Source organism: Streptomyces sp. NRRL F-5123 (genome assembly GCF_000721495.1).
Classification (GTDB): Bacteria; Actinomycetota; Actinomycetes; order Streptomycetales; family Streptomycetaceae; genus Actinacidiphila.
The window spans coordinates 62527-88774 of the sequence record NZ_JOHY01000026.1 but is presented as its reverse complement, the minus strand read 5'-3'; the positions used below and the strand labels follow the sequence as shown (position 1 = coordinate 88774).

Genomic DNA, 26248 nt, shown 5'->3' with positions numbered 1-26248 from the left:
GGAATGCGCTTCCCAGCCCCTTGCCAACCTCGGATGAGGGCGAACGCGCATTCCGAGGAGGTACCCCCGGAGTGGCACCCGACCCCACCCACCGAAGCAAGGGCGCGATGCCCCGCCGGGTACACCAGGGGCGCGGGGAACTGCGCGAGCAACCCACCACGAACCGGTGGTCCGGCGACCAGCAGCAACCGCCCCACCGGGACGGTGCACCCCGGCGGGGGCTGGGCTCAACGGGTCCGGGCGGAGCCCGGGGTGACGAGGCCCGACTCGTAGGCGGCCACTACCGCTTGCGCGCGATCGCGCAACCCCAGCTTCGACAGAATCCGCGTCACATGCGTCTTGACGGTCGCCTCGCTCACCCCCAGGGCAGCAGCCAACTCCCCGTTGCTGAGGCCGCCCGCGAGGTGGCGGAGGACTTCCGATTCGCGCGGGGTCAGCGCCGCGAGGTCGCGGTGGACGGTCGAGGCCCCGCCAGGATTCGCGGCGAAGCGCTCGACGAGGCGGCGGGTGATGGCGGGAGCCAGCAGCGCGTCGCCGGAGCGGACGAGGCGGACGGCGGCGACGAGGTATTCGGGGGTGACGTCCTTGAGGAGGAAGCCGCTGGCTCCGGCGGCGAGGGCCGCGTAGACGTAGCGGTCCAGGTCGAAGGTCGTGAGGATGAGGACCTGGGGGTCGTCGGGGGCGCCGCCGAGGATGCGGCGGGTGGCCTCCAGGCCGTCGAGGCCGGGCATGCGGATGTCCATGAGGACGATGTCCGGGCGCGTGCGGCGTACCGCCGCCACCGCCTCCTCACCGTCGGACGCCTCGGCGACGACCTCGATGCCGGCGGCGGTGAGGATCATGCGGAAGCCGGTGCGCACCAGGCCCTGGTCGTCGGCGATGACGACCCGCAGGGGTCCCTCCGGCGATACGTTCACGCGTCCCCCACCGGGATGACGGCCCGGACCCGGTAGCCGCCGGATATGCGGCGTCCGGCGTCGAGTGTCCCACCGTAGACGGCGAGGCGTTCGCGCAGGCCCATCAGTCCGCGGCCGTTTCCGGCGGAGGCGGAAGGGGAGGGGGTGCCGCCGGTGTCGGCCACTTCGACATGGACCTCGCCGGGGCGGTAGGCGACGCTCACGGTGACGCTCGCGCCGGACGCGTGCTTGACGGTGTTGGTGAGGGCCTCCTGCGCCACCCGGTACGCCGCCAGGTCCACGCCCGCGGGCAGCGGGACGGGGGTGCCGGTCACGGTGAAGGCGACCGCCATGCCTGTGCCGCGCACCCGGTCGGCGAGCGCGCCGACCTGTCCGAGCCCGGGCTGCGGGGCCAATTCCGCCTCGGGGGCGCCTTGCGGTCCGTCAGGGTCCATGGCGCCCGGCGAGGTGGTCGTCATCGACAGCAGACCCATGACGTGCCGAAGCTCGGCCATTGCGGCGCGCCCCGCGGACTCGACGGCGAGCAGCGCCTCGCGGGCGAGCTCGGGCTCCTTGTCCAGCACCGTGCGGGCCGCACCCGCCTGCACGGTCATCATGCTGACGTTGTGCGTCACGACGTCGTGCAGCTCGCGGGCGATCCTGGCCCGCTCGTGCTCGACGGCGAGCTGCGTGGCGGCTGCCTGCTCGGCCTGCATGGTGCGCATCCGCTGCCGCCAGATGTGCACGGCGTTGGCGGCCAGGCCCAGCGGCAGCAGCAGCGCGAACGGCACGAAGCTCGGCGAGAAGGACGGCAGGGCCTGGTGGCGGGCTGCCAGCAGCAGCACGCCGCCGGTGACCAGCGCGCCGATCGCACGCCGCCGGTAGGGGCTGTAAAGCGCGGCCGCGTAGCCGGTGAGCACGGTCGATATGAGGGTGAAGGCGGCCGAGGGGTCCTCCACGCCCTGGTCCGACCAGGAGTTCGCGGTCAGCGAGTGGAAGAGCAGCGACGAGCCCAGCACCGCGGTGAACGCGCTCAGCGGCCAGCGGCGGCGCACCGCGAGGGGCAGCGCGGTGAGTGCTCCGAGGACGATCAGCCAGAGCGCGGGCTGCGGCGCGCTCTGTACGAGCAGGTGGGGATCCACCACGAAGGGCCGCCCGTCGGGAAGCGGCGGCGGCTCGGGCAGGCGGGGGATACCGGGGACGTCGGCGGGGATCTTGGCGCCGGAGCGGAAGGGGCCGTCCCCCGTCGCACCGTTGGCCGTGGCGTACGCGGTGGCGGCGGCGAGCACGACGGCGGCGATCACGTCCGCCGTCCAGGCCCAGCGCGACAGCGGCTGCGGCGGCGATCTGCGGGCCGGCGGCGGCGCGGGGGGCAGCAGGCCGGCCAGGGCGGCCCTGGTGCGGGCGACCCCGACGGCGATGCCCTGCGGCATCCTGCTGACCGGTCCGACCGGCTCCGACGTGCTCACCCGCCCAGTGTGCCGGGCCCCCACCGCCCCCCACATCCCCCCGCCGTCGCGTTCCGTCCCGCCGCGTAAGACCAGTCGCGTACACCCACGGGATGACGCCGAACGGGGTCCGACCACCGCGGTAGCCGTCTTCCACACGGCGGCCGACGCGCTCCCGCGGCCCCCGCTCCTAGCGTCTGGCGCACAGACCGCATACGGCTCGGGGGAGGACCCACATGAGCAGTGCACCCCTCATCGACATCCGCGAGGTGCGCAAGAGTTACGACGACGGCCCGGCGGCCCTGGACGGGCTCGATCTGGCCGTCCGGGCCGGGGAGGCGCTCGCGGTCCTGGGGCCGTCGGGGAGCGGTAAGTCGACGCTGCTCAACATGGTCGCGGGCCTGGACCGGCCGACCGAGGGCAGTGTCACGGTCGCCGGCGTCCGGGTCGACACGCTGAGCGAGACCGGGTCCGCGCGCTTCCGGCGCGAACGCATCGGCATGGTCTTCCAGTTCTTCAACCTGCTCGACGACCTGACCGTGCTCGACAACGTGCTGCTGCCCTCGCAGCTCGTCGGCGCGGGGCGGGCGCAGGCGCGGGCCCGGGCGGCGGAGCTGCTGGACTACCTCGGCATCGCCCGGCACTCCCGTGCGTACCCCGGGCGGCTGTCCGGCGGGGAGCGGCAGCGGGTCGCGGTCGCGCGGGCGCTGATGAACCGCCCCGCGCTGCTGCTCGCCGACGAGCCGACCGGCGCGCTGGACACCGCGTCGGGCGCGGAGGTGCGCGCGCTGCTCACCGAACTGAACGCGGACGGCCAGACGATCCTGCTGGTCACCCACGACCTCGCGCTCGCCGAGGCGTGCGCGACCCGCACGATCGAGCTGGTCGACGGCCGTATCGTGCGCGACGTCAGCGGTCCCGGCGGCGGCAACAGAGGCGACGCCGGAACGGCGAACGGCGCCGCGGCGGTGGCGCGATGAGCGCGATCGGCAAGGTGGTGCGGGCCGGGGTCGGGCGGCGGCGCGTCCAGACGGTGGTCATGGCCCTCACCACGATGATGGCCGTCACCGCGTCGATCATGGCCGCGGGGCTGGTCGTCGCGTCGCGGGCGCCCTTCGACCACGCCTTCGCGCAGCAGCGCGGCGCGCATCTGACGGCGCGCTTCGACGGCTCGAAGGCGACCGCGGCGCAGGTCGCCGCGACCGCGCACGCCGCGGGGGTCACCGCCGCAGCCGGGCCCTTCACCGTGGTCACCGCCTCCCCGCGGATCACGGACGGCGGCGGCGGAATGATCACGTCGGAAGGGGGGCCGCTGACGATCGCGGGCCGCTCCGACCGGGGCGGCCCGGTGGACGCGGTCACGATGCTCAAGGGCCACTGGCTCACCGGCCGCGGCCAGATCGTGCTGACGGAGAACGACGACGGCCCGAACCTCTTCCAGCTCGGCGCGACCGCGGTGTTCCCCGGCCTGCCCGGTTCGCCGGAGCTGCGGATCGTCGGCCTCGCCCGTTCGGTCAGCAGGACCGCCGACGCCTGGGTGGCGCCCGCGCAGATGGCGGCGTTCGCCAAGCCGGGCAGCGCGCCGTCGTACGAGATGCTCTACCGCTTCGCCCACTCCGGGACGAGCGGGCAGGTCGCGGCGGGCAGGGCGGCGGTGGCCGCGGCGGCGCCGAAGGGGGCGCTCACGGCGGGGCTGTCGTATCTGACGACCAAGCATGTGGCCGACGAGCACAGCGCGACGTTCGTGCCCTTCATCGTGGCCTTCGGGGTGCTGGGGCTGGTGATGTCGGTGCTGATCATCGGCATCGTCGTGAGCGGCTCGGTGAGCGCGGGCACCCGGCGGATCGGGGTGCTGAAGTCGCTCGGGCTGACGCCCGGCCAGGTCGGGCGTGCGTACATCGGGCAGGCGCTGATCCCGGCCGCGGTCGGCACCGCGCTGGGCGTGCTGGTGGGCAACCTGGCGTCCGTACCGCTGCTGAAGCAGGCCTCGGACGCGTACGGCGCGGGGTCGCTGGCGGTGGCGTGGTGGCTGGACCTCGTGGTGCCCGCCGGGGTGCTCGCGCTGGTGGTGGCGAGCGCGCTGGCGCCGGCACTGCGGGCGGCCCGGCTGCGTACGGTCGAGGCGCTCGCGGTCGGCCGCACGCCGAGGGTCGGGCGGGGGCGGCTCGCGGCGCGGGTGGCCTCCCGGCTGCCGCTGCCGCGGGCGGTGACGATGGGGCTGGCCGGGCCGTTCGCGCGGCCGGGGCGCTCGGCGACGATCTGGGTGGCGGTCGCGTTCGGCGCGGTCGGCGTGACGTTCGCGTACGGGCTGGGCTCGTCGCTGTCGGCGATCCAGGACGGCCTGAACCGCGACAGCCCCGGGCAGGTCTCCATGCCCGTCTACGCGCCGCCGGTGGACGCGCCTCCGCCGGGGGCCGCCAAGGGCGAGGGCGCGCCGCCCCCGGCACCGGTGGGCCGGCCGGTCCCCGTGGACCGCAGCAAGCTGCTGAACGCGATCACCGCGCAGCAGGGCACCGCCGGATACGTCGGAACGGGCGAAGAAGAGGTGGGTGTCGCCGGGGTGCCGGGCGCGGCGCGGGTGGACACCTACCAGGGCGACGCGTCCTGGGCGGGCCTGCAGATGGTCTCCGGCCACTGGCTGACCGGCCCCGGCCAGATCGTGGTGGGGCACCGCTTCCTGGAGGCCACCGGCAAGCACGTCGGCGACTCGGCCACGCTCGAAGACGACGGGCGCAGCACGCGGGTGACGATCGTCGGCGAGGCGCTGATCATCGACGACACCCTGCGGTTCTCGACCGACTACCGGACGCTCACGGCGCTCGGCCTCGACGCGCAGCCCGACATGTTTCACGTGAAACTCACCCAGGGCACCGACATCCGCGCATATCTGGCGGACCTCAACACGGCGATCAGGCCGCTCGGTGTCGAGGCGTACCAGGAGAGCAGCAGCACCAGCGCCACCGTCATCGCGATGGACACGCTCATCGCCACCCTGACCCTCATGCTGGTGCTGGTCGCGGGGCTCGGGGTGCTCAACACCGTGGTGCTGGACACCCGCGAACGCGTCCACGACATCGGGGTGATGAAGGCTCTGGGCATGTCACCGCGGCAGACGATCGCGATGGTCATCACGTCGGTGGCCGGTCTCGGCCTGCTCGCCGGGGTGGTCGGGGTCCCGGTCGGGATGGCGCTGCACGGCGTGATCGTCCCGGCGATGGGCTCGGCGGCCGGCACCCGCGTCCCGCACGCCGACATCGCCGTCTTCCACCCGGGGCTCGTCACGCTGCTCGCCCTCGCGGGCCTGGTCATCGCCATCGCGGGCGCGATGCTGCCCGCCGGCTGGGCCGCCCGCACCTCGACGGCGACCAGTCTCAGGACCGAGTAGCGGCCGCGGCGCGGCCCCTGGGCCGTCGCGGCAAACGGCCCGGGGCCGCCACGGGGGCGGCTCCGGGCCGGAAAACGTCCCAGCGGCGGCTCCGGGCCGGAAAAGGCGGGAAAGGGGATGGCGCCCCCGCATATCGTGGTGTCGGCTTCGTAAGGCACACTCTGCTGAGACAGGCAATCCCGTTGTGTGGGGGGACTCATGATCATATTCGGCTCGCGGACCTATCTTTACGCCCTGGCCATGCTCACGCTGGTCTGCGGACGCTGCGGGAATCCCGCGGCGCACTCGCTCAAGAAGCGCGTCACGAAGTTCACGCTCTTCTTCGTGCCGCTTTTTCCGCTCAACACCAAATACCTGACGCAGTGCACCTTCTGCGGTGCCGCCCAGCAGATCGCCAAGGAGCAGGCCGAGCAGCTCCAGTCGGGCATGATGCAGCCGCAGCCTGCCATGGGCCAGCCCGCGGTGCACGACCACCAGCACCCCACCGCCTGAGGTTCCGCTTCAGGACTGCCTGACGACATGAGCGGCCGCGGGCCCGCCCTCCCGGGCGCCCGCGGCCGCTGCCGTCCCCGCGGGGCCGCGCCCGGGGCCGTCCCGGACGGGCCGTCGCGCGCCGACTGTTGCCGGGCCGTTGCGCGGTCGTTGTACGGCCCTGGTGCGCTTCCCCGCTCCTCGGGGCAGACTTCGGTACGCGGGGGCCGAACCGGCGGTGCGCCGGGGCCGGGAGGCCGGGCGCCCCGGGGGCAGGAGGTGGTGTGCGTGAGCGACAGCCCGCTGCTGGCCGTGCGCGGAGTCTCCAAGCGGTTCGGCGCGGTGCAGGCGCTCCGCGAGGTCGGTCTGACCGTCCGGGAGGGCGAGGTCGTCGGCCTGGTCGGCAGCAACGGTGCGGGCAAGTCCACGCTGGTCAAGGTCCTTTCCGGGGTGACACCGGCGGACGCGGGCGCGGTGGAGTGGTGCGGCCGCCCGGTCGAGCTGCGCCGCCCGCAGGACGCCATGGACCTGGGCATCGCCACGATCCACCAGGACCTGGCGCTGTGCGACAACCTCGACACCGTCCAGAACCTCTTCCTCGGCCGGGAGTTGCGCACCTTCGGGATGCTCAGCGAGATCCGGATGGAGAAGCGCGCCCGCGCCCTGCTGGACAGCCTGTCGGTGCGGATCGAGAGCCTGCGCACGCCCGTCGCGTCGCTGCCCGGCGCGCAGCGGCAGGCGGTGGCGATCGCGCGGGCCCTCATCGGCGAGCCGCGGCTGATCGTGCTGGACGAGCCGACGGCCGCGCTCGGCCCGCGGCAGGCGGCCCGGGTGCTGGAGCTGGTGCAGCGGCTGCGCGAGCAGCAGCTCGGGGTGCTGCTGGTGAGCCCGGAGCTGGACGAGGTGCGGGCGGTCGCCGACCGGGTGGCGGTGCTGCGGGTCGGACGCAACACCGGCCTGTTCGACACCAAGTACAGCACCCAGGAGCAGATCGACTCGGCCATCACCGGCAACACCGCGATGGCGGTCGACCTCCAGCAGAGCCTGCTGCCGCACGGCCTGCCCGAGCAGAACGCGCTGGACGTCGCCTTCCGCTACCTGCCCGCGCAGGCGGGCGTCGGCGGCGACTGGTTCGACGTCATACCGCTGCCCGGCGCGCGCGTCGCCCTCGTGGTCGGCGACATCGTCGGGCACGGCATGCACGCGGCGGCCACGATGGGCCGGCTGCGGACGGCCGTCTTCAACTTCTCCATGCTGGACCTGCCGCCGGACGACCTGCTGGCGCACCTGGACGACCTGGTCGGCCGGATCGACAAGGACGAGACCGGGGACGGGCCGGGGCAGCCGGCCGGCGCGGCCCCGATCACCGGCGCGACCTGCCTGTACGCGGTCTACGACCCGGTGACGCGCGTCTGCGAGATGGCCAGGGCCGGCCATCTGCCGCCCGCGCTGGTCGCCCCCGACGGCACGGTGGAGCTGCTGGAGGTGCCCGCGGGGCCGCCGCTGGGCCTGGGCGGGCTGCCCTTCGAGGCCGCCGAGTTCCGCCTGGAGGAGGGCAGCCGGCTGGTCCTCTACACCGACGGCCTGGTCGAGGACCGCAGCCGCGACATCGACGTCGGCCTGGACGGGCTGCGCGCCGCGCTGTCCGGCCACCCGGACCGCAGCGCGGACGCGACCTGCGACGCCGTCGTCCGCGCCCTGCTGCCCGCCGCGCCCACCGACGACATCGCGCTGCTCGTCGCCGGGACGCGCGCGCTGCCCCCGAGCCGTATCGCCCGCTGGGACGTGCCCTCCGACCCCGCCGCGGTCGCCGCCGTACGCAACGCGGCGACCGGCCGGCTGGCCGAGTGGGGCCTGGACGAGCTGGAGTTCACCACCGAGCTGATCCTCAGCGAGCTGATCACCAACGCGATCCGGTACGCCACCGGGCCCATCGACGTACGGCTGCTGCTGGACCGCACGCTCATCTGCGAGGTCGCCGACGCCAGCAGCACCAGCCCGCACCTGCGGTACGCCGCGACCACCGACGAGGGCGGCCGCGGCCTCTTCCTGGTGGCGCAGATGGCCGAGCGCTGGGGCACCCGCTACACCAAGGACGGGAAGATCATCTGGGTCGAGCAGCGCATCCCCCGCGCCGCCCGACCCTGAAAGCCCCTCGCGGGTAAGGGTTTCAGCCGACGAGCAGCTGCCTCCGCAGGTCGCGGACGTCGCGGCTGTCGAAGCCGAGCGCCTCGTCGAGGTAGCGGCCGAAGGAGCCGTACTTCCGGGAGACCTCGTCGAAGCCCGCGTTCAGGTACTCGGGGCGGACGTCGAGCAGCGCCTTGTACGCCGGGCGCATCGCCTCGGGGAGCTGCGCGAGGGCGGCGGCGTTCTCGGCGGCGCGGTAGGTGTTGCTGGCCAGGTAGTCCTGCATGACGGTCGCGCGCGGCACGCCGAGCGCGGTCAGCAGCGTCGCGCTGGCCCAGCCGGTACGGTCCTTGCCCGCGGTGCAGTGGTAGACCACAGCGGCGGCGCGCGGGTCGGCGGCGGCGTCGACGAGCGTGGTGTAGGCCTTCCTCGCGTTGCCGCCGGAGACCATGGTCCGCTCGGCCTCGGTCATCATCTGCACGGCCGCGTCCTCGGTGGTCGGCAGCGAGCCGGACAGCGCGTCGCCCAGGACGTCGGCGACCACGTACCGCGTGCCGGCCGGGAGGCGGTCGGGGGCGCTGCCGCGCTCGGTGGAGGTGCGCAGGTCGATGTCGGTGCGGATGCCGAGCCGCCGCAGGGTGGCGAGGTCGGCGTCGGTGAGGGTGCTCAGGTCGCCGGAGCGGTAGAGGACGCCCATCCGCACCCACTGGCCGTCGGTGGTGCGGTAGCCGCCCGCGTCACGGAAGTTGGGGGCGGAGGTGAGGTGCAGCGAGCGGTCGGCGAGGGTCAGCGGCTGTCCGTGGTCCGGGACGAGCTCGAACCACCAGCGGTCGGCCTTGCCGGGCGGGGGCACGGTGACGGTGGCGGTGCCGCGGCCGGTCGCGACGGCGTGGCCGCGCGCGATGTGCTGCTGGTCACGTCCGGCGTAGACGGAGACCCGCCCGACGCCGGGGGCCGAGGTCCAGCTGATGCTGAAGGAGCCGTTCGCCTGCTGCGTGACGGTCGCGGCCGTGAAGGGGATCGCGCGGTGCGCGGCGGGCTTCGCGGTGTGCCCCGGCTTCGCGGGCTGGGCGGAGTGGGCGGAGGCGGCCGCGGTGCCGCCCGCGAGGGCGCCGAGGGTGAGCGCGGCAGTGATGCCGGTGGCCAGGACGCGGCGGCGGCTGAGGTCGGACATGCGATATCTCCTGAGGTCAGAGGCGACATCTATACGTCTAGATTTCGCGGATGACGCCCCGGGCCCGCCCTCCGTACGCCCCGCCGACGCCCAGGTGAACTCCAGGTGCGCGCAAGCCCCCGGCGCCCCGCGCCCTAGAATCCGTACGGTGTTGCAGCGCCACGGCACCGTCCCCCTCTACCTCCAGCTCGCGCAGCGGCTCCAGCGCCGGATCGACGCGGGGGAGTTCGGCGCGGGCGCGGCTCTGCCCAGCGAGTCGGAGCTGGCCGCGCACTACTCCGTCAACCGGCTGACCGTGCGGCAGGCGATGGGTGAGCTGGACCGGGCCGGGACGATCGAGATCCGGCGCGGCATCGGCACCTTCGTCCGCACCCGGGTCCCGCAGGTGTCGGTGCACGTCAACCCGCGCAGCCAGGCCGTGGACGTGCCGGACGGGGCGCCGCCGCCCGACCCGCGGGCCGCCCGTGTCGAGCGCGTGCTCGGCACCGCCCCCGCCGACGAGGGCGGCGAGGCCGTCCGCGCGCTCGCCCGGCCCGCGGCCGAGCTGGGCCGGATCGACACCCTGGTCGCCCCGGACGGCCGGCCGCTCGCGGTGTGCAGCTACTGGCTCGCCGCAGCCCTCGTTCCCGAGGTGCTGCCCGCGCTGGAGGCGACCGCCAACCTGGCCGCGGCCCTGCACCAGGTGCTCGGCCACCCCGTCGAGTACGACTGGCGGGCCTTCTCCGCGACCGCCGCCGACCTCACCGACGCGCCGCTGCTCGGCGTGCCCACCGGCCACCCGCTGCTGGTCCGCGAGGGCGTGAGCTGCACCCCGGACGGCACGCCGCTGTACTTCGTCCGCCGCCGGATCCGCGGCGACGCCCTGCGCTTCGTCCTGCACTACCGCGACTGAGCCGGTGGGAAGCGAGGAGCCGGGCCCCGGCGTGCGGGGCCCGGCTCCTGCGCCGATGCACGGTCAGCGGTTGCCGAAGGACCGCAGGTAGGCCAGCGTCGGGGTGCCGAGGCCGGTCGCGTTGTCGTAGCCGCGGACGGCGTTGAGCGAGGTGTCCTGGCCGAAGGCGACGAGTCGTACGGTCAGCGCGCCGTTGATCTCACCGAAGTCGACGATGCTGCTCAGCGGGGTCGTGGCGTGGTGCGCCGCGTTCTCGTCGACGACGTCGCGCAGCAGGTCCGGGTGGGCGTAGAGGACGGGGTTGGCGAAGCCGATCGCGTGGTGGCGGGCCTGGATCGCGTCGGCCTGCAGCGCCGCGAACTCCGGCGAGCTGACGCTCGTGCCGCCGTAGCCGCCCTCGCTGTAGTCGTCGCCGTCGGAGATGCCGACCAGCACCGAGGTGTAGAGGTCGCCGTTCATCGACACGTCGGGGGTGACGCGCTGCGCGGTGCGGCTGTGCGCGCCGGTCATCAGGGTGTGGGCGAGCGCGGACGGGACGGCGCCGCGCTGGTACGCGGGCTGCGCGAAGTCCTCGCTGGTGCCGCCGCCACCGCCGAAGTAGAACGGCGCGGGCACCGAGGGCACCCAGCTGGTGCCGTCCGCCGACAGGTTGGAGCGCAGGGTGCCCATGTCCGTCTCGAAGCCGTACGTGCCGGACTTCGACGAGATACCGAGCGCGGTGCCGCCGACCGAGGTCACCCACGGGTCGGAGTCGGGCCAGTTGGCCTGCGCGCGCGGGGTGTCCTTCTGGCAGTTGGCGCCGGTCGCGGCCGCCGTCGGGCTGGAGTCGCCGCAGTCACCCGCGGAGAAGCCGACGCCGATGCCCTCGGCCGCGGCCTGCTGGAAGACCTGCTCGTAGGCGGCGATCTCGGACGCCGACACGTCGGCGTTGTCCGTGGTGTGCATGATCTCGCCCCACGAGTTGGAGATCACGTCCGCGAGGTGGCCGTCCACGATCGTGGTGATCGCGCCGAGCAGGTCGTCGTCGTTGCACGAGTTCGCGCCGACGTAGACGACGTTCGCGTCCGGCGCGAGGCCGTGCGCCATCTCGACGTCCAGGGCCTCCTCGGGCGCCCAGCCCTCGGGGCCGCCGCACAGGTCCTGGTCCTGCCACTGCGACGGGTCGACGATCTCGCGGTACTGGCCGGGCCGGAAGGCCTTGTCGCCGTGCGCGGTCGCGTACTGGTTCGCGTCCGCGAGCATCGTCGAGGAGGCGTACGCGTCCACGATCGCGACCGTCGCGCCCTTGCCGGTCAGGCCCGAGGCGGTGATGCCGTAGGCCTTGCGCAGCTGCGAGGGGTAGAAGGAGCACTGGTCGAACGGCACCGCGCCCTTGGCGTACCCGGCGGGGCCGGCGGTCGTCGTCTTCTGGCCCCAGTAGTCCGAGCACGTCGCGGTGGTCGGCAGCTGGTCGGTGGGCTTCCCGCTGCCGGCCGGGGTGGTGGTCGGGCCGCCGTCGTTCGTGCGCACGTAGTCCGGGCGTACGACGTTGTCGCCGGCCGAGCTGAGGCCCGTCACGCCGAGGACGGCGGAGGCGACGGACGCGGGCACGGTGACGTCGCGGGCCGGGGCGTGCCGCAGCTTGCCGCTCACCCGGTAGTTGTGGATGCCGGTGCCGAAGGCCTTGGTGATCGCGGCGTTGGTGCCGCGTACGGTCACGGCGTGCGTGGTGCTGCCCAGCACCGTCAGGCCGGCGCCCTGCGCCCATGCGGTGACCGCCTTGACCTGCGCGGCCGTGGCGCCGAACCGCGCCTGGTACTGCGCGGGGGTCAGGAACCGGCCGTAGGCGGCGCCGGCCGGGTCGGACACCGCGGTGGCGTACGCGGCCAGGCCCGCCGGGTCCTGGCCGGCGAGGTAGACGGTGCCGGTGATCTCGGTCGACGCCGCCACGGCGCCGGCGTCACCGGACGCGGTCGCCCACGCCGGGTGGCTGTCGGCGATGGTCTTCGCGGCCGGCGCGGCGGCGCCGGAGGCGGCCTGCGACGGGGCGGCGATCAGCAGCGAGCCGGACGCCAGGGCGAGCGAGGCCGCCGCGACCACGGCGGCCCGCACTGCACGGGGGGTGGATATGTCGGTGATGACGACTCCAACGTGAGGTTCGGTGAGCGGACTTGGCCGTTCGGTAACCGCTCATGGCGGCCAATGGGCTGTAGTGTGCACGCAGTCCGAACCCGTAGGGAACCGTCGCAGGCGGTCCTTAGCTGGACCTTTAACTTCCGGCCCGCCGCGGGAGCGTCACTTGTAGACCTTGCCGGGCTGCGGATTCCCGGGGGCGAGCAGCTGTTTGACGGTGACGAAGGTGTAGCCCCGCTGCTGGAGGGTCGCGATGATGCCGGGGATCGCGGCGACCGTGCCGTTGTAGCCCTTGTCCGTCGGGTCGACCAGGTCGTGCAGCAGGATGATGCCGTCCCGCTTGGTCTTCTTCAGGATCCGCTGCTCTATCAGCTGGGAGTCGGTGGTCCTGTAGTCCGCGCCGTCCGCGCTCCACACCACCTCCGCCATGCCGAGGTCCTTGGCGATACCGGTGACGGTGGAGCTGGTGCGGCCCTGCGGCGGGCGCAGCAGCGTCGGCCGCACGCCGATGACCTTCTCGACGGCGTCCCGCCCCTCGGTGATCTCCTTGCGGACCTCGTCCTTGCTGATCTTCGTGAGGATCTGGTGCGACCACGTCAGCGTCTCGACCTCGTGGCCCTGCGCCGCCATCGCCTTGACCATCTCCGGGTGCTTCATCACGTGGTTCTTGCCGAGCGTGAAGAAGGTGGCGTGGACGTGGTACTTCGCGAGGATCGCCAGGATCTGCGGGGTGCGGACGCTGGGGCCCGCGTCGAAGGTGAGGGCCACGCACGTGGCCTTGCGGCAGTCGACGGTGCCGCCGTCGGAGGTGGCGGCGAAGGCCGCGGGGTGCGCGCCGGTGTGGCTGCGGGCGCTGGACGGGGAGGTCGCGTCGTAGCCGTTGCAGCCGGTGAGGGCGGTGCCGAGGGCGGCGGTGCCGAGCAGGGCGGCGAGGGCGCGGGTGCGCTTGCGGGGGCCGCGGGTCCCGCCGGCTGCGTTGATTGCGCCGGGGGCGCTGGTAGTTCCGGTGGTGCGTATGAGGTGCGCAATGCGCATACGAAGTCCTCCCCGTGGTGGATTCGCCCACCGCGGGCGGACCGCGTGGAACTGTACACATGGCGTATAGCGGGGCCGTGCGGGGGCCGGGGCGCCGGGCCCCGGCCCCGTACCTCCGCCGTCCCCCCGTAGGACGCTGCGTCAGGCGGCGTTCAGTTCGGCCACCGCGTCCGCGGGCAGCTCCAGGTCCGCCGCCGCGATGTTCTCCCGCAGGTGCGCCACCGTGGAGGTGCCCGGGATGAGCACCATCGCCGGGGAGCGCTGCAGCAGCCAGGCCAGCGCGGTCTGCTGCGGGGTCGCGCCGACCCGCGCGGCCACGGCCTCCAGCGTCGCCGACTGGAGCGGCGAGAAGCCGCCGAGCGGGAAGAAGGCGGCGAAGGCGATGCTCTCCTTCGCGGCCCGGTCGACCAGGGCGTCGTCGACGCGGTGGGCGATGTTGTAGAGGTTCTGCACCGTCACGACCGGCGCGATGGCCTGCGCCTCGGTGAGCTGCGCGTCGTTGATGTTGCTCAGGCCCAGGTGCTTGATCTTGCCCTGCTCACGCAGCTCGGCGAGGACGCCGAAGCCCTCGGCGATCGAACCCTGCGAGGGGCCCTCGACGTCGCCGACCCGCAGGTTCACGACGTCCAGCGCCTCGACGGCGAGGTTGCGCAGGTTGTCCTCGACCTGCGAGCGCAGGCTCTCCGGGGAGAGCGCGGGCAGCCACGCGCCCCGGTCGTCGCGCCGGGCGCCGACCTTCGTGACCAGGACCAGGTCCTCGGGGTACGGGTGCAGGGCCTCGCGGATGATCTCGTTGGTGACGTGCGGGCCGTAGAAGTCGCTGGTGTCGATGTGGTTGACGCCCAGTTCGACCGCCGTCCGCAGCACGCGGACGGCCTCCGGGCGGTCCTTCGGCGGCCCGAACACGCCGGGCCCCGCGAGCTGCATCGCGCCGTATCCCATCCGGTTGAGGACCAGACCGGGCGCGGGCGTGAACGTCCCTCCGGGGGTGCTCGTCATTTCGCGTGCCGCCTTTCGCTGCGGTGGGGGTTCTGCCCCTCCACGATCCCTCCCGCCGGGCGCGGCACCCAGAGCCCTCCGCTTCCTGGGACCGCGAGTCCCCCCTTCGGGGGGAGGGGTTCGCTCCGGGGTGCCCCTTGCGGTGGGCATCGCGATCTTCCGCCGGTGGGGGCTGGTCGCGCAGTTCTCCCCCAGGCTTCGCCCGGGAGGTACCCCCACGCGCCCCTGAGAACGCTCACCCTGCGCGCAGAGGGGCAACCATCGGGGGCGCGGGGAACTGCGCGACCAGCCACGATGTGCGGACGGTCCCGCGACGGCAGAATGGGGCAGCCCCGAGGGTTGGCGGGAGTGGCTCGCGGGGCAGGTTGCGGGGAGCGGGACGAAGGAGAGCTCATGGCGGGGGTTGGCCGGCGGACGGGCCGGGCGGTGGTGATCGGCGGCAGCCTCATGGGCATGCTCGCCGCGGCGGCGCTCGCCGAGACGACGAACGTCACGGTCGTCGAGAGGTACGAGCTTCCGCACGGCCCCCTCCCCCGCCAGGGCGTCCCGCAGGCGCGGCACGCCCACCTGCTGTGGTCCGGCGGCGCCCGCGCCCTCGAAACGCTGGTGCCCGGCGCGACGGAAGCCCTGCTCACGGCGGGCGGCCGCCGTATCGCCGTCCCGTCCGACCTCGTCGTCCTGACGTCCGGCGGCTGGCTCACCCGCTTCCCCGAGCAGCAGTTCTTCCTCTCGGCGACGCGCGACCTGCTGGACTGGGCGGTACGCGAGCGGGTCACCCGGCTGCCCGGGGTGCGGACGCTGCCGGGCCGTTCGGTCCTGGGCCTGCGCGGCACCGCGACCGCCGTCACCGGCGTGCTGGTGCGGGACGGGCGGCGCGACGAGACGCTGGAGGCCGACCTCGTCGTGGACGCGAGCGGCCGCGGCTCCTCGATGCCGCGCTGGCTGGACCGGCTCGGCCTGCCCCCGGTGCGTACCGACCTCGTCGACTCCGGCCTCGGTTACGCCAGCCGCTACTTCCGGGCGCCGCCCGGCACGGAGTCCTTCCCGGCGGTGAACATCCAGGCCGACCCGCGGCAGCCGGTGCCCGGCGTCAACGGCACGATCCTGCCGGTCGAGGACGGCCGCTGGCTCGTGACGCTGTCCGGCACCCGCGGCGCGCAGCCGACCGCGGACCCGGACGCGTTCGAGGCGTTCGCACGGGGCCTGCGCCATCCGGTGATCGCCGACCTCGTCTCGCGGGTCACCCCGCTGAGCGATGTGACGGTCTCGCACAGCACCGTCAACCAGCGGCGCCGCTACGAGCGGATGCGGGTGTGGCCGGAGGGCCTGGTCGTCCTGGGCGACGCGCTCGCGACGTACAACCCGCTCTACGGGCACGGGATGTCGGTCGCCGCCCGGCACGCGCTGGTCCTGCGCGACGAGATCGCCCGCCGCCCGGGCCCCGGCCTGGCCCGCCGGGTGCAGCGCGGGGCGGCGCGGGCGGCGGACGCGGCATGGGCGCTGGCCGCGGGCCAGGACCTGCGCTACCCGGAGGCGGAGGGCCGCGCCCCGGGGCCGCTCGGCGCGGTGATGACCCGCTATTCCGACCGGCTGATGCACACCGCGACCCGCCGCCGCGGGGTGAGCCGCGCCTTCCTCGACGTCATGAGCCTGTCCGCGCCCCAGGCCGCCGCCCTGCGCCCGGACGTGCTGGCGACGGTCCTCAGTCCCTTCCGCCCCGCGCCTCTGGAGGACCCGCCCTTCACGGCCTCCGAACGCGACCGGATGATCCCGCTCTTCACGGGCAAGGACGCCCGGCCGCGCTGACGGTCAGGGGTTCTGTGCCTTCGGGTACGTCGCGACCGGCGTCGCCGAGGCCACAGTGGGGCAGGCGGCCGGGCCGGGGAGGGCGCCGTGCTGCGGGCGGCCCGCGGCGGTGACCTCGACGGTGAACGGGGTCGCGCCCGGCGAGAGGAGGGTTTCCGCCGTGGTGGCCGTGCAGACGATCTGGTCGACGGCGGCCGGGGGGATGTGGCCGGCGTCCGGGCCGAGGTCGACCGTGAGGGTGTCCTCCGTGCGGTCGAGGCGGACCGACCCGGGGGCCGGGTACAGCAGCGTCGTCAGGCCCAGAAGCCTGCCCTCCATGGGGTCGAGCCCCTTGAAGAGCATGCTCAGCGCCCCCTCCGCCCCCATCGGCACGTTCTCCCGGCGCCGGACGGTGGCGAGAGAGCCGTCGTCCGTGCGCACGAAGTACAGCGTGGTCGCCGGGTGGATCCCGCTGCCCGCCTCCCCCGCCTCCACCACGCCGGTGGTGGGGATGCCGCACCCGGTGAGCCCCGTGAGCCCGGCGAGGACGCCGAGGACGGCCGGCACCGCGAGGGCCCGCCCCCCGCGGCGGAAGGCGCCGCTCACGAGTCGCGGCGCAGCGGCAGCGTCACCGTGAAGGTCGCGCCCGCGCCCGGGCGGTCCGCCGCGGTGATGGTGCCGCCGTGCAGGTGGACGTTCTCCGCGGTGATGGACAGGCCCAAGCCGCTGCCCTCCGTTCGGGTCCGCGAGGTGTCGGACTTGTAGAAGCGGTCGAAGACGTGCGGCAGCACGTCCGCCGGGATGCCGGGCCCGTGGTCGCCGACCTCGATGACGGCCTCGTGGTCGCCGCCGGGCAGCGCGCGGACGGTCATGGTGAGCGTGACGGGCGGCGCGCCGTGCCGCAGCGCGTTGCCGGCGAGGTTGGCGACGATGACGTCCAGCCGCCGCGGGTCCACCCGCCCGCGGGCGGTGTCGGGCGGCGGGAGGTCGGTCGTGACGGAGTCCTGCCAGCCGCGGGTGGCGAGCGTGCGGCGTACGGACTCGGCGAGGTCGACCTCGTCGAGGTGCAGGTCGGCGGCCCCGGCGTCGAAGCGCGAGATCTCCATGAGGTCGTCCACGAGCCGTACGAGCTTGACGGTCTCCTCGCTGATGAGCCGGACGGCGGTCGCGGTGTCGCCGTCGAGGCGGGACGCGTCCTCGTCGAGGACGTCGGTGACGGCGGCCATCGCGGCGAGCGGGGTGCGCAGCTCGTGCGAGACGTCGGCGGCGAAGCGGCGGGCGCGGCCCTCCATCCGGCGCAGCTCCGCGACGGAGGCCTCCAGCGCGGCCGCGGTGTCGTTGAACGTGTGGGAGAGGTCGGCGAGTTCGTCGGAGCCGTGCACGGCGAGCCGGGTCTCCAGGTGCCCTTCGGCGATCCGCCGGGTGGCGCGCCGCAGCTCCCGGACCGGCCGCAGCACCCCGCGGGCGGCGAGCAGCGCGAGCAGGACGGCGACGAGCAGCGCGGGCACGGTGGCGCGTTCGACGGCGGAGACGAGCGCGTCCACGTAGCCCTGCTCGTCGACCTGGGAGACGGTGAGGAAGACGGCGACGCCGGAGGGATGGCGGCCGGTGCCGGGCGGGCCGGGGGAGGCGAAGTCGACGGGGAGGCCGACGACGAGCGCGGGCCCGTGGTCGGTGGCGACCCGCTGGAAGACGGTGGCGGCCTTCGTCCGGACGGACTCCCGTACCTCCGGGGTGAGTTCGGGGAAGGGGTCGCCGGACTCGGAGGTCGCGCTGAGGTCGCCGTAGGTGGCCATGACGCGCCAGTTGACGGTGCGCTGGGCGTGCGCGAGGTTCGCCGCGAAGGCGTCCAGCTCATTCTGGTCGGGCGGGAAGTCGAGGGAGGAGGCGAGGCTGTCGACGTCGTCGCGGAACTGCGTGATGACGGTGTCCTGGCCCTGCTGAAGCAGGCCGATGCGGGCGGCGCGGAAGGCGAGCCCGCCGGTCGTGAGCGTGGCGACCACGGCGACCAGCGCGAAGGCGACCAGCAGCCGCACCCGCAGGCCCCCGCGCAGCAGCCCGCCGCGCCGCGGCCCCTTGCGGGGTGGTTCGCTGCGGGGCGGCTCCGTCACCGCGGCGCGCGCCGGGTCCGGCCCCGTACGGGGAGCTTCCGTCACCGTGGTGCCTGCCGGGCCGTGGCGGAGAAGCGGCGGAATTGGTAGCCGAAGCCGCGCACGGTCTGGATGCAGCGCTCCTCCGCGGGCTCGTCCAGCTTGGTGCGCAGCCGCTTCACGCACGCGTCCACCAGCCGGGCGTCGCCGTGGTAGCTGTGCTCCCACACCGCTTCGAGCAGCTGCTGGCGGCTGAAGACCTGGCCGGGGGAGGCGGACAGCACGAGCAGCAGGCGCAGCTCCGAGGGCGCGAGCGGGACGGGCACGCCGTGCCGGGAGACGGCGAGGGCGGCGCGGTCGATCGTGAGGTCGCCGTGGCGTTCGGGGCGCGGCACCTGCCCGGCGCCGCCCGGTCCCGCGCCCGCGCCGGCGACGCGGCGCAGCACCGCGCGGATCCGCGCGTCCAGCACCCGCGCCTGCACCGGCTTGACCACGTAGTCGTCGGCGCCCGCCTCCAGGCCCACGACGATGTCGATGTCGTCGCCGCGTGCGGTGGCCATGATGATCGGCACCTGGTCGTCGGCGGCACGGATCCGCCGGCAGACCTCGAGACCGGGCATTCCGGGCAGCATCAGGTCGAGCACGACCACGTCCGGGCGCTGGGCCCGCAGGTGTGCGAGCCCCTCCTCGCCGCTCGGGACCGCGGCGACGTCGTGCCCCTGCCGGCGCAGCGCGAGCAGGAGCCCCTCGCGGACCGCGCGGTCGTCCTCGATCACCAGCAGTCGTGCCATGCCCCTCAGTATCCGGACCTCTGGCCCCGGCATCCTTTTTTGTTACGGGACGATCACATAATCCGGGTCACACGGCGTGCCGTCCGGGCGTGCCGTCCGGGCCGGGTCTCACTTCAGGAACGTCGGCCAGTCCGGCGACTCCGCCGGGTCCAGCGTGCGCAGCTTGGCCAGGACCGCCGGGTCCTGGACGTCGAGCCAGTCGCTCAGCTCCTTGAAGGACACGCACTGCACGTCCTTGCGGTGGCACACGTCCTTGGCGACGTCCTCGACGGCCTGCATGTAGATGCCGCCGTTCCACGTCTCGAAGTGGTTGCCGATGAAGAGCGGGGCGCGGCTGCCGTTGTAGACGCGCTCGAAGCCGTTGAGGTACGCCTGCCGGGACTCCTTCTCCCACGTGGGGAACCGGGCCGGGTCGCCTTGCGTGACGTCGCCGCCGGACTGGTTGTAGAGGAAGTTGAAGTCCATCGCGAGGATCTGGTTCTCGCTGCCCGGGTAGGGCATGAGCTGCAGCGGGAAGTCCCACACCCCGTCCTTCTTCGCCGGCCACATCTGGAAGTCGCCGGGCGAACTGGCGTCGTAGCGCCATCCGTTCGCCTTCTCGGCGGGCAGCAGGTTCTGCTGGCCCTCCAGGCAGGGGGCGCGGCCGCCCGCCAGCTCCTTGCTGTAGTCGAAGGGCAGCGGCGGGATGTCGGTGAAGCCGGTGTCGGTCTTCCAGTGCTCCACGAAGGAGTACGCCTGCGCGATCTCGCTCTGCCAGTCGGCGGTGCTCCACGTGCCGCCGCCGCCCGGGTCGGGGGCGCAGAAGTGGCCGTTGAAGTGCGTGCCGATCTCGTCGCCGTCCTGCCAGGCGAGCCGCAGCTGCTCCAGCGTCCAGCGGATGTGCTCGTCGGTGGGGAAGTCGATCGCGGAGTCGCCGCGTCCGTGCCGGGGCGGCCGGTAGAGGCTGCGCTTGTCCTTGGGGACGGTGTAGATGCCGCTGAGGAAGAACGTCATGTGGGCGCCGTTCTGCTCGGCGACCTTGCGGAAGCGGGAGAAGAGGTGGTCGTCGTTCTCCAGCGCGCCGTCCCACGAGAAGACCACGAACTGCGGTGGTTTCTCACCCGGTTCGAGCTTGCGCGGGACGAGCTGGTGCGGCTGCGGCCCGGTGTCGGACGTCGAACCGTCCCCGATCACCCGGGTCTTGCCGTCCCATGCGGGCGGGCTGCTGCTCGGCGCCTTCGCCGGGGGCGAGGGCGAGTGCGGGTGCGCGGGCAGCACGGCGTCGGCCCGCGACGTGCGTACGGGGCCGCTGCCGTCCGAACCGCCGTGCGTGACGGCCACGGTGACGGCTCCGGCGGTGCCGAGCAGCCCTGTGCACAGCAGGCCGCACACGGCGGCGGTACGGCGCCGGCCCCGCACCCCGGCCCGCCGGGCGAGCCGGCGCAGGGCCGGGAAGGGCTTCCTCGCGGTAGTCATGCCGCCACCGTCCGGCGGCCAGATGACCGCGCCTGGCCCGATTCGTCACAGGACGGCAACGGGCCCTGAGCGTAAGGGCGCTGACCTGGCCGCGGGGTCGTCCGAGCCGTCGGCGCGGGCAACGCGCCGCCCCCTGCGGCTGTTACACACCTGTCGCCAACCGGTCCCGGTCCGGTCCCGTTGCGCTTCCTACGGTGACGCCCGCCGCGGGCGTTCCGCGGCGTCATCGGACGGGAGGCGGCAACGTTGCGGAAAGTGACCGGCGTCGTACGGCGGCTGCGCGTCTCCCGCGTCCGGTGGGCCGCCGTCCGCCGCGCGCTCCGGCCCCGCGCGTGGCGTGCGGTGCTCCGGCCCCGCGCGTGGCGTGCGGCCCTGCGCGTGCTGCGCCCCCGCTACCCGCGCCCCGGGCGCCGCGGGGTGCGGCGCTGGCTGCCCTCGCCGCGGCAGACGCTGCTGGCCTTCTGCTGGGCGCTGGCCCTGCTCGCCGGGCTCATCGGCTACGGCTACGCCCGCACGCAGATCCCCGCCGACCTCAACGCCTTCGCCACCCAGCAGGACAACGTCTACTACTGGGCGGACGGCACGGAGATGGCCCGTGTCGGCCCGGTCGACCGGCAGTCGATGCCGCTCAGCCGGATCCCCAAGTCCCTTCAAGGGGCCGTCCTCGCGGCGGAGAACGCGTCCTTCTACACCGACTCCGGCATCTCGCTGCGCGGCCTCACCCGCGCCGTCAAGGCCATGGCGACCGGCGGCGAGGCGCAGGGCGGCTCGACGATCACCCAGCAGTACGTCAAGAACGTCTACCTCAGCCAGTCCCGCACGCTCTCCCGCAAGCTCACCGAGATGTTCCTCGCGGTGAAGCTGGACCGCAAGCTCAGCAAGGACCAGATCCTCGACGGCTACCTCAACACCAGTTGGTTCGGGCGCGGCGCGTACGGGGTGCAGCGGGCGGCGAAGGCGTACTACGGCAAGGACGTCTCGCAGCTGACCGTGAGCGAGAGCGCGCTGCTGGCCGCGGTGCTCAAGGGCGCCGGCATGTTCGACCCGGCGCTGAGCCCCGCCAACCACAAGCGGGCGGTGGACCGCTGGTCGTGGGTGCTGGACCGGATGGTGCAGACCGGCCATCTGTCGGCCGCGGCGCGCAGGGCCATCACCGTCTTCCCCGAGCCGCAGCCGCCGCCCCGCCCCGCCGGGCTCGGCGGGCAGACCGGCTACCTCGTCGACACCGCCCGCGCGTACGTCTCCGCGCACAGCGGCATCTCGGACGCCGACTTCGACCGCGGCGGCTACCAGATCTGGACGACCTTCGAGAAGCCCCGCGTCACCGCCCTCGCGACCGCCGTCCAGGGCCGGCTGGCGGCCCTGGACCCGGCGGCCCGCGCCGCCGACCGGGACGTACGGGTCGGCGCAGCGTCCGTCGCCCCCGACGGCCGCATCCTCGCGCTCTACGGCGGGCCCGACTACGTCAAGCAGGGCTTCGACGACGCCAACATCACGATCGTGCCCGTCGGCACGGTCTACGCCCCCTTCGTCTACGCGGCCGGCCTGCGCGACGGCGTCCAGCTCACCCGCGACGCCCCGCGCACCCCCGTCACGCCCGGCACCCTCTACGACGGCGACGACAAGGTGGCCGTCCGCACCCCGGAGGGCCCGTACTGGAGCCGGGACGGCAAGATCGTCCGCGTCGCGAACGACGGCGGCCGCTCGTGGGGCACGATCCCGCTGGGCAAGGCGGTCGCCGAGGGCGTCAACACCGCCGTCGTCCAGCTCGGCATGGACGTCGGGATCGACCGCGTCCGCCGCGCCTCCGTCGACGCGGGCCTGCTGCCCGACAGCGGCTTCGCCGAGCAGGTCCCGCAGTTCTCCCTGGGCACCGCCACCCCGAGCCCGATCCGCGTCGCGGGCGCGTACGCCACCTTCGCCGCCCACGGCACGCACACCGACCCGTACTCCGTCCTCCGCGTCACCCGCGACGGCGACCTCGCCCCCCTCCGCACCCCCGTCGTGACCCACCCCTTCACCCCGCAGGTCGCCGCCGGCGTCACCACCGCCCTCGACCGCGGCGCGGCCCGCAGGGGCCTCGCGGGCACCTCCCCCGACAACACCTCCGCCTGGTACGCGGGCTGGACCCCGGGCGCGTCCACGGCCGTCGCCCTCTTCCGCATCAACCCGAAGACCCAGCAGACCGAACCCCTGACCGGCACGACGGGCTCCCGCCCGCACGAGCACACCGGCAGCACCTTCCCGGCGGCGATCTGGTCGACGTACGCGGCGGCGACGGGCTGAGGGTGCCGGGGCCCGGCCGGGGCACCGTCACCGCTGCCGGGGCGGGTCGGCGTAGGTGGCCTTCGCGCGCAGGGAGGCGGCCGTCCTCCGTATCCACGGGAGGGCGTCGTAGAGGGCCTGGCCGGGGCAGTCGGTCTCGTAGACGTCGCGGTGGCCGGAGATCACGTTCAGCGGGACGGACGTGCCCTTGGCGAAGCGGCTGCCGTCGTTGGAGGAGGTGAGGCGGACGTGGCCGAGGGGGGTCTCCGCGGGGTCGAGCTTCCAGGCGGCTATCTCCGCGATGGACCGGAGCATCGCGCGGGGGACCTGCTGGCCGGGGCCGAAGTTGCCGAGGGCGGCTATGCCGATGGAGTCGGCGTTGAAGCCCTCGGTGTGGGCGCCGCGCACGTCGCGGTCGATGCTGCCGGTGCGGCCCTCGTAGATGCCGCCGCAGCGGTCGACGACGAAGTTGTAGCCGAGGTCGTCCCAGCCCGCCGCGATGTGCTGCTGTTCGAGGACGAGCAGCATGCCGGGGACGTCCCTGGCACAGTCGTAGTCGTTGGGGTTGTCCGTGTGGTGGATGAAGACGGCCTTGACGTCGTGGTCGTAGATCAGGCCCGGGCGGACGGCCGCCTGGTCGGCGTGCCAGGCCGCGCGGCCGATGACGACGGGGCGCAGGGCGGCGGGGTGGAGGACGGCGTGCGGGTGCCTCGGCTCCTGCACCGGACGATCCGGTACCGAGCAGGCCCCCAGAAACGCCAGCGCCACGATCCCGGGCGTCAGCGTGGTCCTGTTCGACCGCATGCCGTCCAGCCTCGGGCCTGGGCGGGCGGGCGGCAGCCGGTGTGGGCCGTTCGGGTGAGCGGCGGCCCGCTGAGCTGGGGCTTTCCGCCCCGCGGACCCCTCCTAGGCGGCCCGGCAGGTGCGGGCCGGGCCGGTGAAGTGCCAGCCGCGGGCGCTCAGCCGCGGCAGCAGCGCCTCCACCGCCTCGACGGTCTGCGAGCGGTCGCCCCCGCCGTCGTGCAGCAGCACCACCGCGCCCGGCGTCAGCCGCGCCTCCACCCGGTGGACCAGCTCGTGGGTGCCCGGCGGCTCCCAGTCCTCGGCCGCCACCCGCCAGCCGAGCGGCACCATGCCGAGCCGCCGCGCGACCGCCGGGGTCCGGCCCCAGTTGCCGAAGGGCGCCCGGAAGTACGGGATGGCCGCGCCGGGCACCGCGGCCCGGATCGCCGCGGAGGTCTCCTCCAGGTCGGCCCGGACGCGCTCGTCGTCCCAGTCGGTCATGTCGTCGTGGTGCATGCCGTGGTTTCCCAGTGTGTGGCCCTCGGCGACGATCGCCCGGACGATCTCCGGGTGCGCGAGCGCGTGCGCGCCCCACAGGCAGAAGACCGCCGTGACCCCGTGCTCGCGCAGCACGGACAGCAGATGCGGGGTGTGGACGGGGTGCGGCCCGTCGTCGAAGGTCAGGGCGAGGTACGAACCGACCTGCCGGGTGGACTCGACGACGGACGTGCTCCGGCTCAGACGGCCGGCCGGGTCCTCTGCTGTGGTGGTCACGGCGGTGCTCCTGTCGTGCGGTACTACGAGGTGTTGCTGCTGGTTCGGATGGTATGTCCCCGGTCGGTCAGCCGGCGGTGCAGCTGACCGTGGGGCTGGGGGCCGCGCCGTTGCCGGTGAAGCCGTAGGTGGTGCTGGCGCCGGCGCCGAGGGCGCCGTTGTAGGAGGCGTTGGTGACGGTGACGGCGCCGCTGGTGCCCGTGCCGGTGCCGTTCCAGACCTGGGTGATCGAGCTGCCCGAGGGAAGCGTGAAGGTCGTCTTCCACCCGGAGATCCCGGCGGTGCCGGTGTTCTTCACGGTGACCTCCGACTGGAAGCCGCCCTGCCAGGAGTTCACCGTCTTGTACGTGGCCGAGCACCCGGAGCTGTTACCGCCGGTCGTCGAACCGGTGGTGTTGCCGGCGGTCGTGCCGTTCACCGTGCCGGTCGACGTGCCCTGGCTCGTACCCGCCGAGGTCCCGGTCGACGTGCCCGTGCTCGTGCCCGTGGACGTACCGGTGGACGTACCGGTGCTCGTACCGGTCGACGTCCCCGTGGACGTCCCGCCCGTCGTGTTGCCCGAGCCGTCCAGGCCGAAGAAGGCGATGGCCTTCGCCGCCATGCCGTTCATGGGCAGGGAGTGGCCGACGCCCGCGATGCTGAAGGCCTCGACCGGGGCCTGCGTGGTGTTCGCGCCGTAGCGGGTGTGGGTCCAGCCGGACTGCGGGCTGTCGGTGACGACCGGCGTCTGGCTCACGCCCAGCACGTTCGTCCACTGCTTGATCTCTTCGCCGAAGTTGTTGTAGTTCAGCGTCGTGTCGGCGGTGCCGTGCCACAGCTGCACGCGCGGCCGGGCGCCCGTGTAGCCGGGGTAGGCGGCGCGGACCATGTCGCCCCACTCCTGCGGGGTGTGGCTGACCTGGCCGTTGGCGCAGGCGTTGTTCCAGCCCGAGGGGTCGCTGGTCGCGAAGCAGCCGAAGGGCACACCCATGAAGGCGGCGCCGGCCTTGAAGATGTCGGGGTAGTCGCCGAGCAGGACGTCGGTCATCATCGCGCCGGACGAGGCGCCGGTGACGTACACGCGGCCGGCGTCGGCGTTGTTGTGCTGCTCGACGTAGCTGACCATCTGGGCGATGCTCGCCGGGTCGCTGTTGCCGTTGTGGGTGAGCGCGCCGGACGAGGAGACGTCGAAGCACTGGCCGCTGACGTTGGCGTCCGGGTAGACGACGATGAAGCCGTACTGGTCGGCCAGGGTGTGGAATTCGGTGCCGGAGTAGAAGGCGGGAGCGGTGCCGGTGCAGTAGTGGACCGCGACCAGGACGGGCGGGTTGGCCTGCACGTTGTTCGGCACGTACTCGTACATCTTGAGGTTGCCGGGGTTGCTGCCGAAGTTGGTCACCTCGGTGAGCGAGGCGGCGCTGGCGCTCTGCGAGGTCAGGGTGACGGTCGCCGCGACCGCGGCGACGACGGCGCCCAGTGCGACGAGGAGCGTGCGCACCCTGGTCGTGCGTTTCGGGCTGTGGAGCCCGGGTGTGGGGGGCATGACCTGGTGTCCTTCCGAAGACGTCCAGATGCGCCGTCCCGGCGGAGGCTCCCTCTCCGCAGGGGCGGTGGCACGGGTGGGACCCGTGTGACACATTGCGAAAGTTTTCGACCCTGTCGCGAATGTTTCGGGCACCATAGGGCCGAAAAGTGACCGAGTCAATACATCCGGCGACGTTCCGCCGTCCCGCTCCCGCTCCGCCCGGCTGCCCCGCCTACCCCGCGCCACGCACCGGAAAACCGCC

Annotated in this window: 19 protein-coding genes and 2 pseudogenes; 8 read left to right on the top strand and 13 right to left on the bottom strand. The window is 73.8% G+C overall.

All coding sequences use genetic code 11. The features are described from left to right. Window positions 1-227: 227 nt before the first annotated feature. Window positions 228-917, bottom strand: coding sequence for a response regulator (locus tag IH54_RS0121600; RefSeq protein ID WP_031519238.1), 690 nt, complete (start codon window positions 915-917; stop codon window positions 228-230). After that, window positions 914-2365 carry a sensor histidine kinase gene (locus IH54_RS0121595; protein WP_234343686.1) on the bottom strand — a complete coding sequence of 484 codons (1452 nt, stop codon included), beginning with the start codon at window positions 2363-2365 and terminating at the stop codon, window positions 914-916. Before IH54_RS0121595 ends, IH54_RS0121600 begins: the two co-directional genes overlap by 4 nt. A gap of 215 nt (window positions 2366-2580) precedes the next feature. On the opposite strand from IH54_RS0121595, the gene IH54_RS0121590 reads away from it, so the two are divergent. From IH54_RS0121590 to IH54_RS46995, 5 genes and pseudogenes are all read left to right on the top strand, one after another. After that, window positions 2581-3324 carry an ABC transporter ATP-binding protein gene (locus tag IH54_RS0121590; RefSeq protein WP_052397716.1) on the top strand — a complete coding sequence of 248 codons (744 nt, stop codon included), beginning with the start codon at window positions 2581-2583 and terminating at the stop codon, window positions 3322-3324. Beyond that, window positions 3321-5729, top strand: a complete 2409-nt coding sequence (locus IH54_RS0121585; protein ID WP_031519232.1) for an ABC transporter permease — start codon at window positions 3321-3323, stop codon at window positions 5727-5729. The genes IH54_RS0121590 and IH54_RS0121585 overlap by 4 nt, the downstream gene beginning before the upstream one ends. A 198-nt stretch (window positions 5730-5927) precedes the next feature. Next, complete coding sequence (locus tag IH54_RS0121580) at window positions 5928-6221, top strand: zinc-ribbon domain-containing protein (protein ID WP_031519230.1); 294 nt, start codon at window positions 5928-5930, stop codon at window positions 6219-6221. A gap of 27 nt (window positions 6222-6248) precedes the next feature. Next, window positions 6249-6992, top strand: a pseudogene (locus IH54_RS47000) (ATP-binding cassette domain-containing protein); the annotation flags it as partial. Window positions 6993-7190: 198 nt separating this feature from the next. After that, window positions 7191-8348: pseudogene (locus IH54_RS46995) on the top strand (ATP-binding SpoIIE family protein phosphatase); the annotation flags it as partial. A 22-nt stretch (window positions 8349-8370) separates the two neighbouring features. On the opposite strand, the gene IH54_RS0121570 reads toward IH54_RS46995, so the two are convergent. Continuing rightward, window positions 8371-9501: a tyrosine-protein phosphatase gene (locus tag IH54_RS0121570; RefSeq protein ID WP_031519226.1), complete on the bottom strand. Its 1131-nt coding sequence runs from the start codon at window positions 9499-9501 to the stop codon at window positions 8371-8373. A 148-nt stretch (window positions 9502-9649) separates the two neighbouring features. Here IH54_RS0121570 and IH54_RS0121565 point away from each other — a divergent pair, with 148 nt between their 5' ends. Beyond that, window positions 9650-10393, top strand: coding sequence for a GntR family transcriptional regulator (locus IH54_RS0121565; RefSeq protein WP_159011978.1), 744 nt, complete (start codon window positions 9650-9652; stop codon window positions 10391-10393). A gap of 63 nt (window positions 10394-10456) precedes the next feature. Here IH54_RS0121565 and IH54_RS0121560 read toward each other — a convergent pair whose 3' ends face one another. The 3 genes from IH54_RS0121560 to IH54_RS0121550 all read right to left on the bottom strand — a co-directional run bounded on the left by IH54_RS0121560 (window position 10457) and on the right by IH54_RS0121550 (window position 14539). Next, the gene (locus IH54_RS0121560; RefSeq protein WP_043181760.1) at window positions 10457-12484 is read right to left on the bottom strand and encodes a S53 family peptidase; all 2028 of its coding nucleotides are present in this window, start codon (window positions 12482-12484) and stop codon (window positions 10457-10459) included. Window positions 12485-12667: 183 nt separating this feature from the next. After that, window positions 12668-13540: a polysaccharide deacetylase family protein gene (locus tag IH54_RS0121555; RefSeq protein WP_078862407.1), complete on the bottom strand. Its 873-nt coding sequence runs from the start codon at window positions 13538-13540 to the stop codon at window positions 12668-12670. Between the two features lie 141 nt (window positions 13541-13681). Continuing rightward, window positions 13682-14539 carry an oxidoreductase gene (locus IH54_RS0121550; RefSeq protein ID WP_031519217.1) on the bottom strand — a complete coding sequence of 286 codons (858 nt, stop codon included), beginning with the start codon at window positions 14537-14539 and terminating at the stop codon, window positions 13682-13684. A 393-nt stretch (window positions 14540-14932) separates the two neighbouring features. Between IH54_RS0121550 and IH54_RS0121545 the strand changes: the two genes are divergently transcribed. Continuing rightward, complete coding sequence (locus IH54_RS0121545; protein WP_043181758.1) at window positions 14933-16345, top strand: NAD(P)/FAD-dependent oxidoreductase; 1413 nt, start codon at window positions 14933-14935, stop codon at window positions 16343-16345. A 3-nt stretch (window positions 16346-16348) separates the two neighbouring features. Here the strand turns inward: IH54_RS0121545 and IH54_RS41855 are convergent, their stop codons facing one another. From IH54_RS41855 to IH54_RS0121525, 4 genes are all read right to left on the bottom strand, one after another. Beyond that, window positions 16349-16930, bottom strand: a complete 582-nt coding sequence (locus IH54_RS41855; RefSeq protein ID WP_052397714.1) for a hypothetical protein — start codon at window positions 16928-16930, stop codon at window positions 16349-16351. Beyond that, a complete protein-coding gene (locus tag IH54_RS0121535; protein WP_031519210.1) occupies window positions 16927-18381 on the bottom strand; it encodes a sensor histidine kinase in 1455 nt (484 codons plus the stop codon). Before IH54_RS0121535 ends, IH54_RS41855 begins: the two co-directional genes overlap by 4 nt. Window positions 18382-18476: 95 nt before the next feature. Continuing rightward, the gene (locus IH54_RS0121530) at window positions 18477-19205 is read right to left on the bottom strand and encodes a response regulator transcription factor (RefSeq protein WP_031519208.1); all 729 of its coding nucleotides are present in this window, start codon (window positions 19203-19205) and stop codon (window positions 18477-18479) included. Window positions 19206-19313: 108 nt separating this feature from the next. Beyond that, window positions 19314-20660, bottom strand: a complete 1347-nt coding sequence (locus IH54_RS0121525) for a hypothetical protein (RefSeq protein WP_234343685.1) — start codon at window positions 20658-20660, stop codon at window positions 19314-19316. A gap of 255 nt (window positions 20661-20915) precedes the next feature. Here IH54_RS0121525 and IH54_RS47740 point away from each other — a divergent pair, with 255 nt between their 5' ends. After that, window positions 20916-22946 (top strand): transglycosylase domain-containing protein, encoded by a 2031-nt coding sequence (locus IH54_RS47740; RefSeq protein WP_267965217.1) that lies wholly within the window; start codon window positions 20916-20918, stop codon window positions 22944-22946. A gap of 27 nt (window positions 22947-22973) precedes the next feature. On the opposite strand, the gene IH54_RS0121515 is transcribed toward IH54_RS47740, so the two are convergent. The 3 genes from IH54_RS0121515 to IH54_RS40075 form a co-directional block, all read right to left on the bottom strand. Continuing rightward, on the bottom strand, window positions 22974-23729 hold the full coding sequence (locus tag IH54_RS0121515) for an N-acetylmuramoyl-L-alanine amidase (protein ID WP_031519205.1): 756 nt from the start codon (window positions 23727-23729) through the stop codon (window positions 22974-22976). Window positions 23730-23831: 102 nt separating this feature from the next. Continuing rightward, on the bottom strand, window positions 23832-24482 hold the full coding sequence (locus tag IH54_RS0121510) for a polysaccharide deacetylase family protein (RefSeq protein ID WP_052397713.1): 651 nt from the start codon (window positions 24480-24482) through the stop codon (window positions 23832-23834). A 67-nt stretch (window positions 24483-24549) separates the two neighbouring features. Continuing rightward, window positions 24550-26004 (bottom strand): PHB depolymerase family esterase, encoded by a 1455-nt coding sequence (locus IH54_RS40075; RefSeq protein WP_052397712.1) that lies wholly within the window; start codon window positions 26002-26004, stop codon window positions 24550-24552. Window positions 26005-26248: the final 244 nt, after the last annotated feature.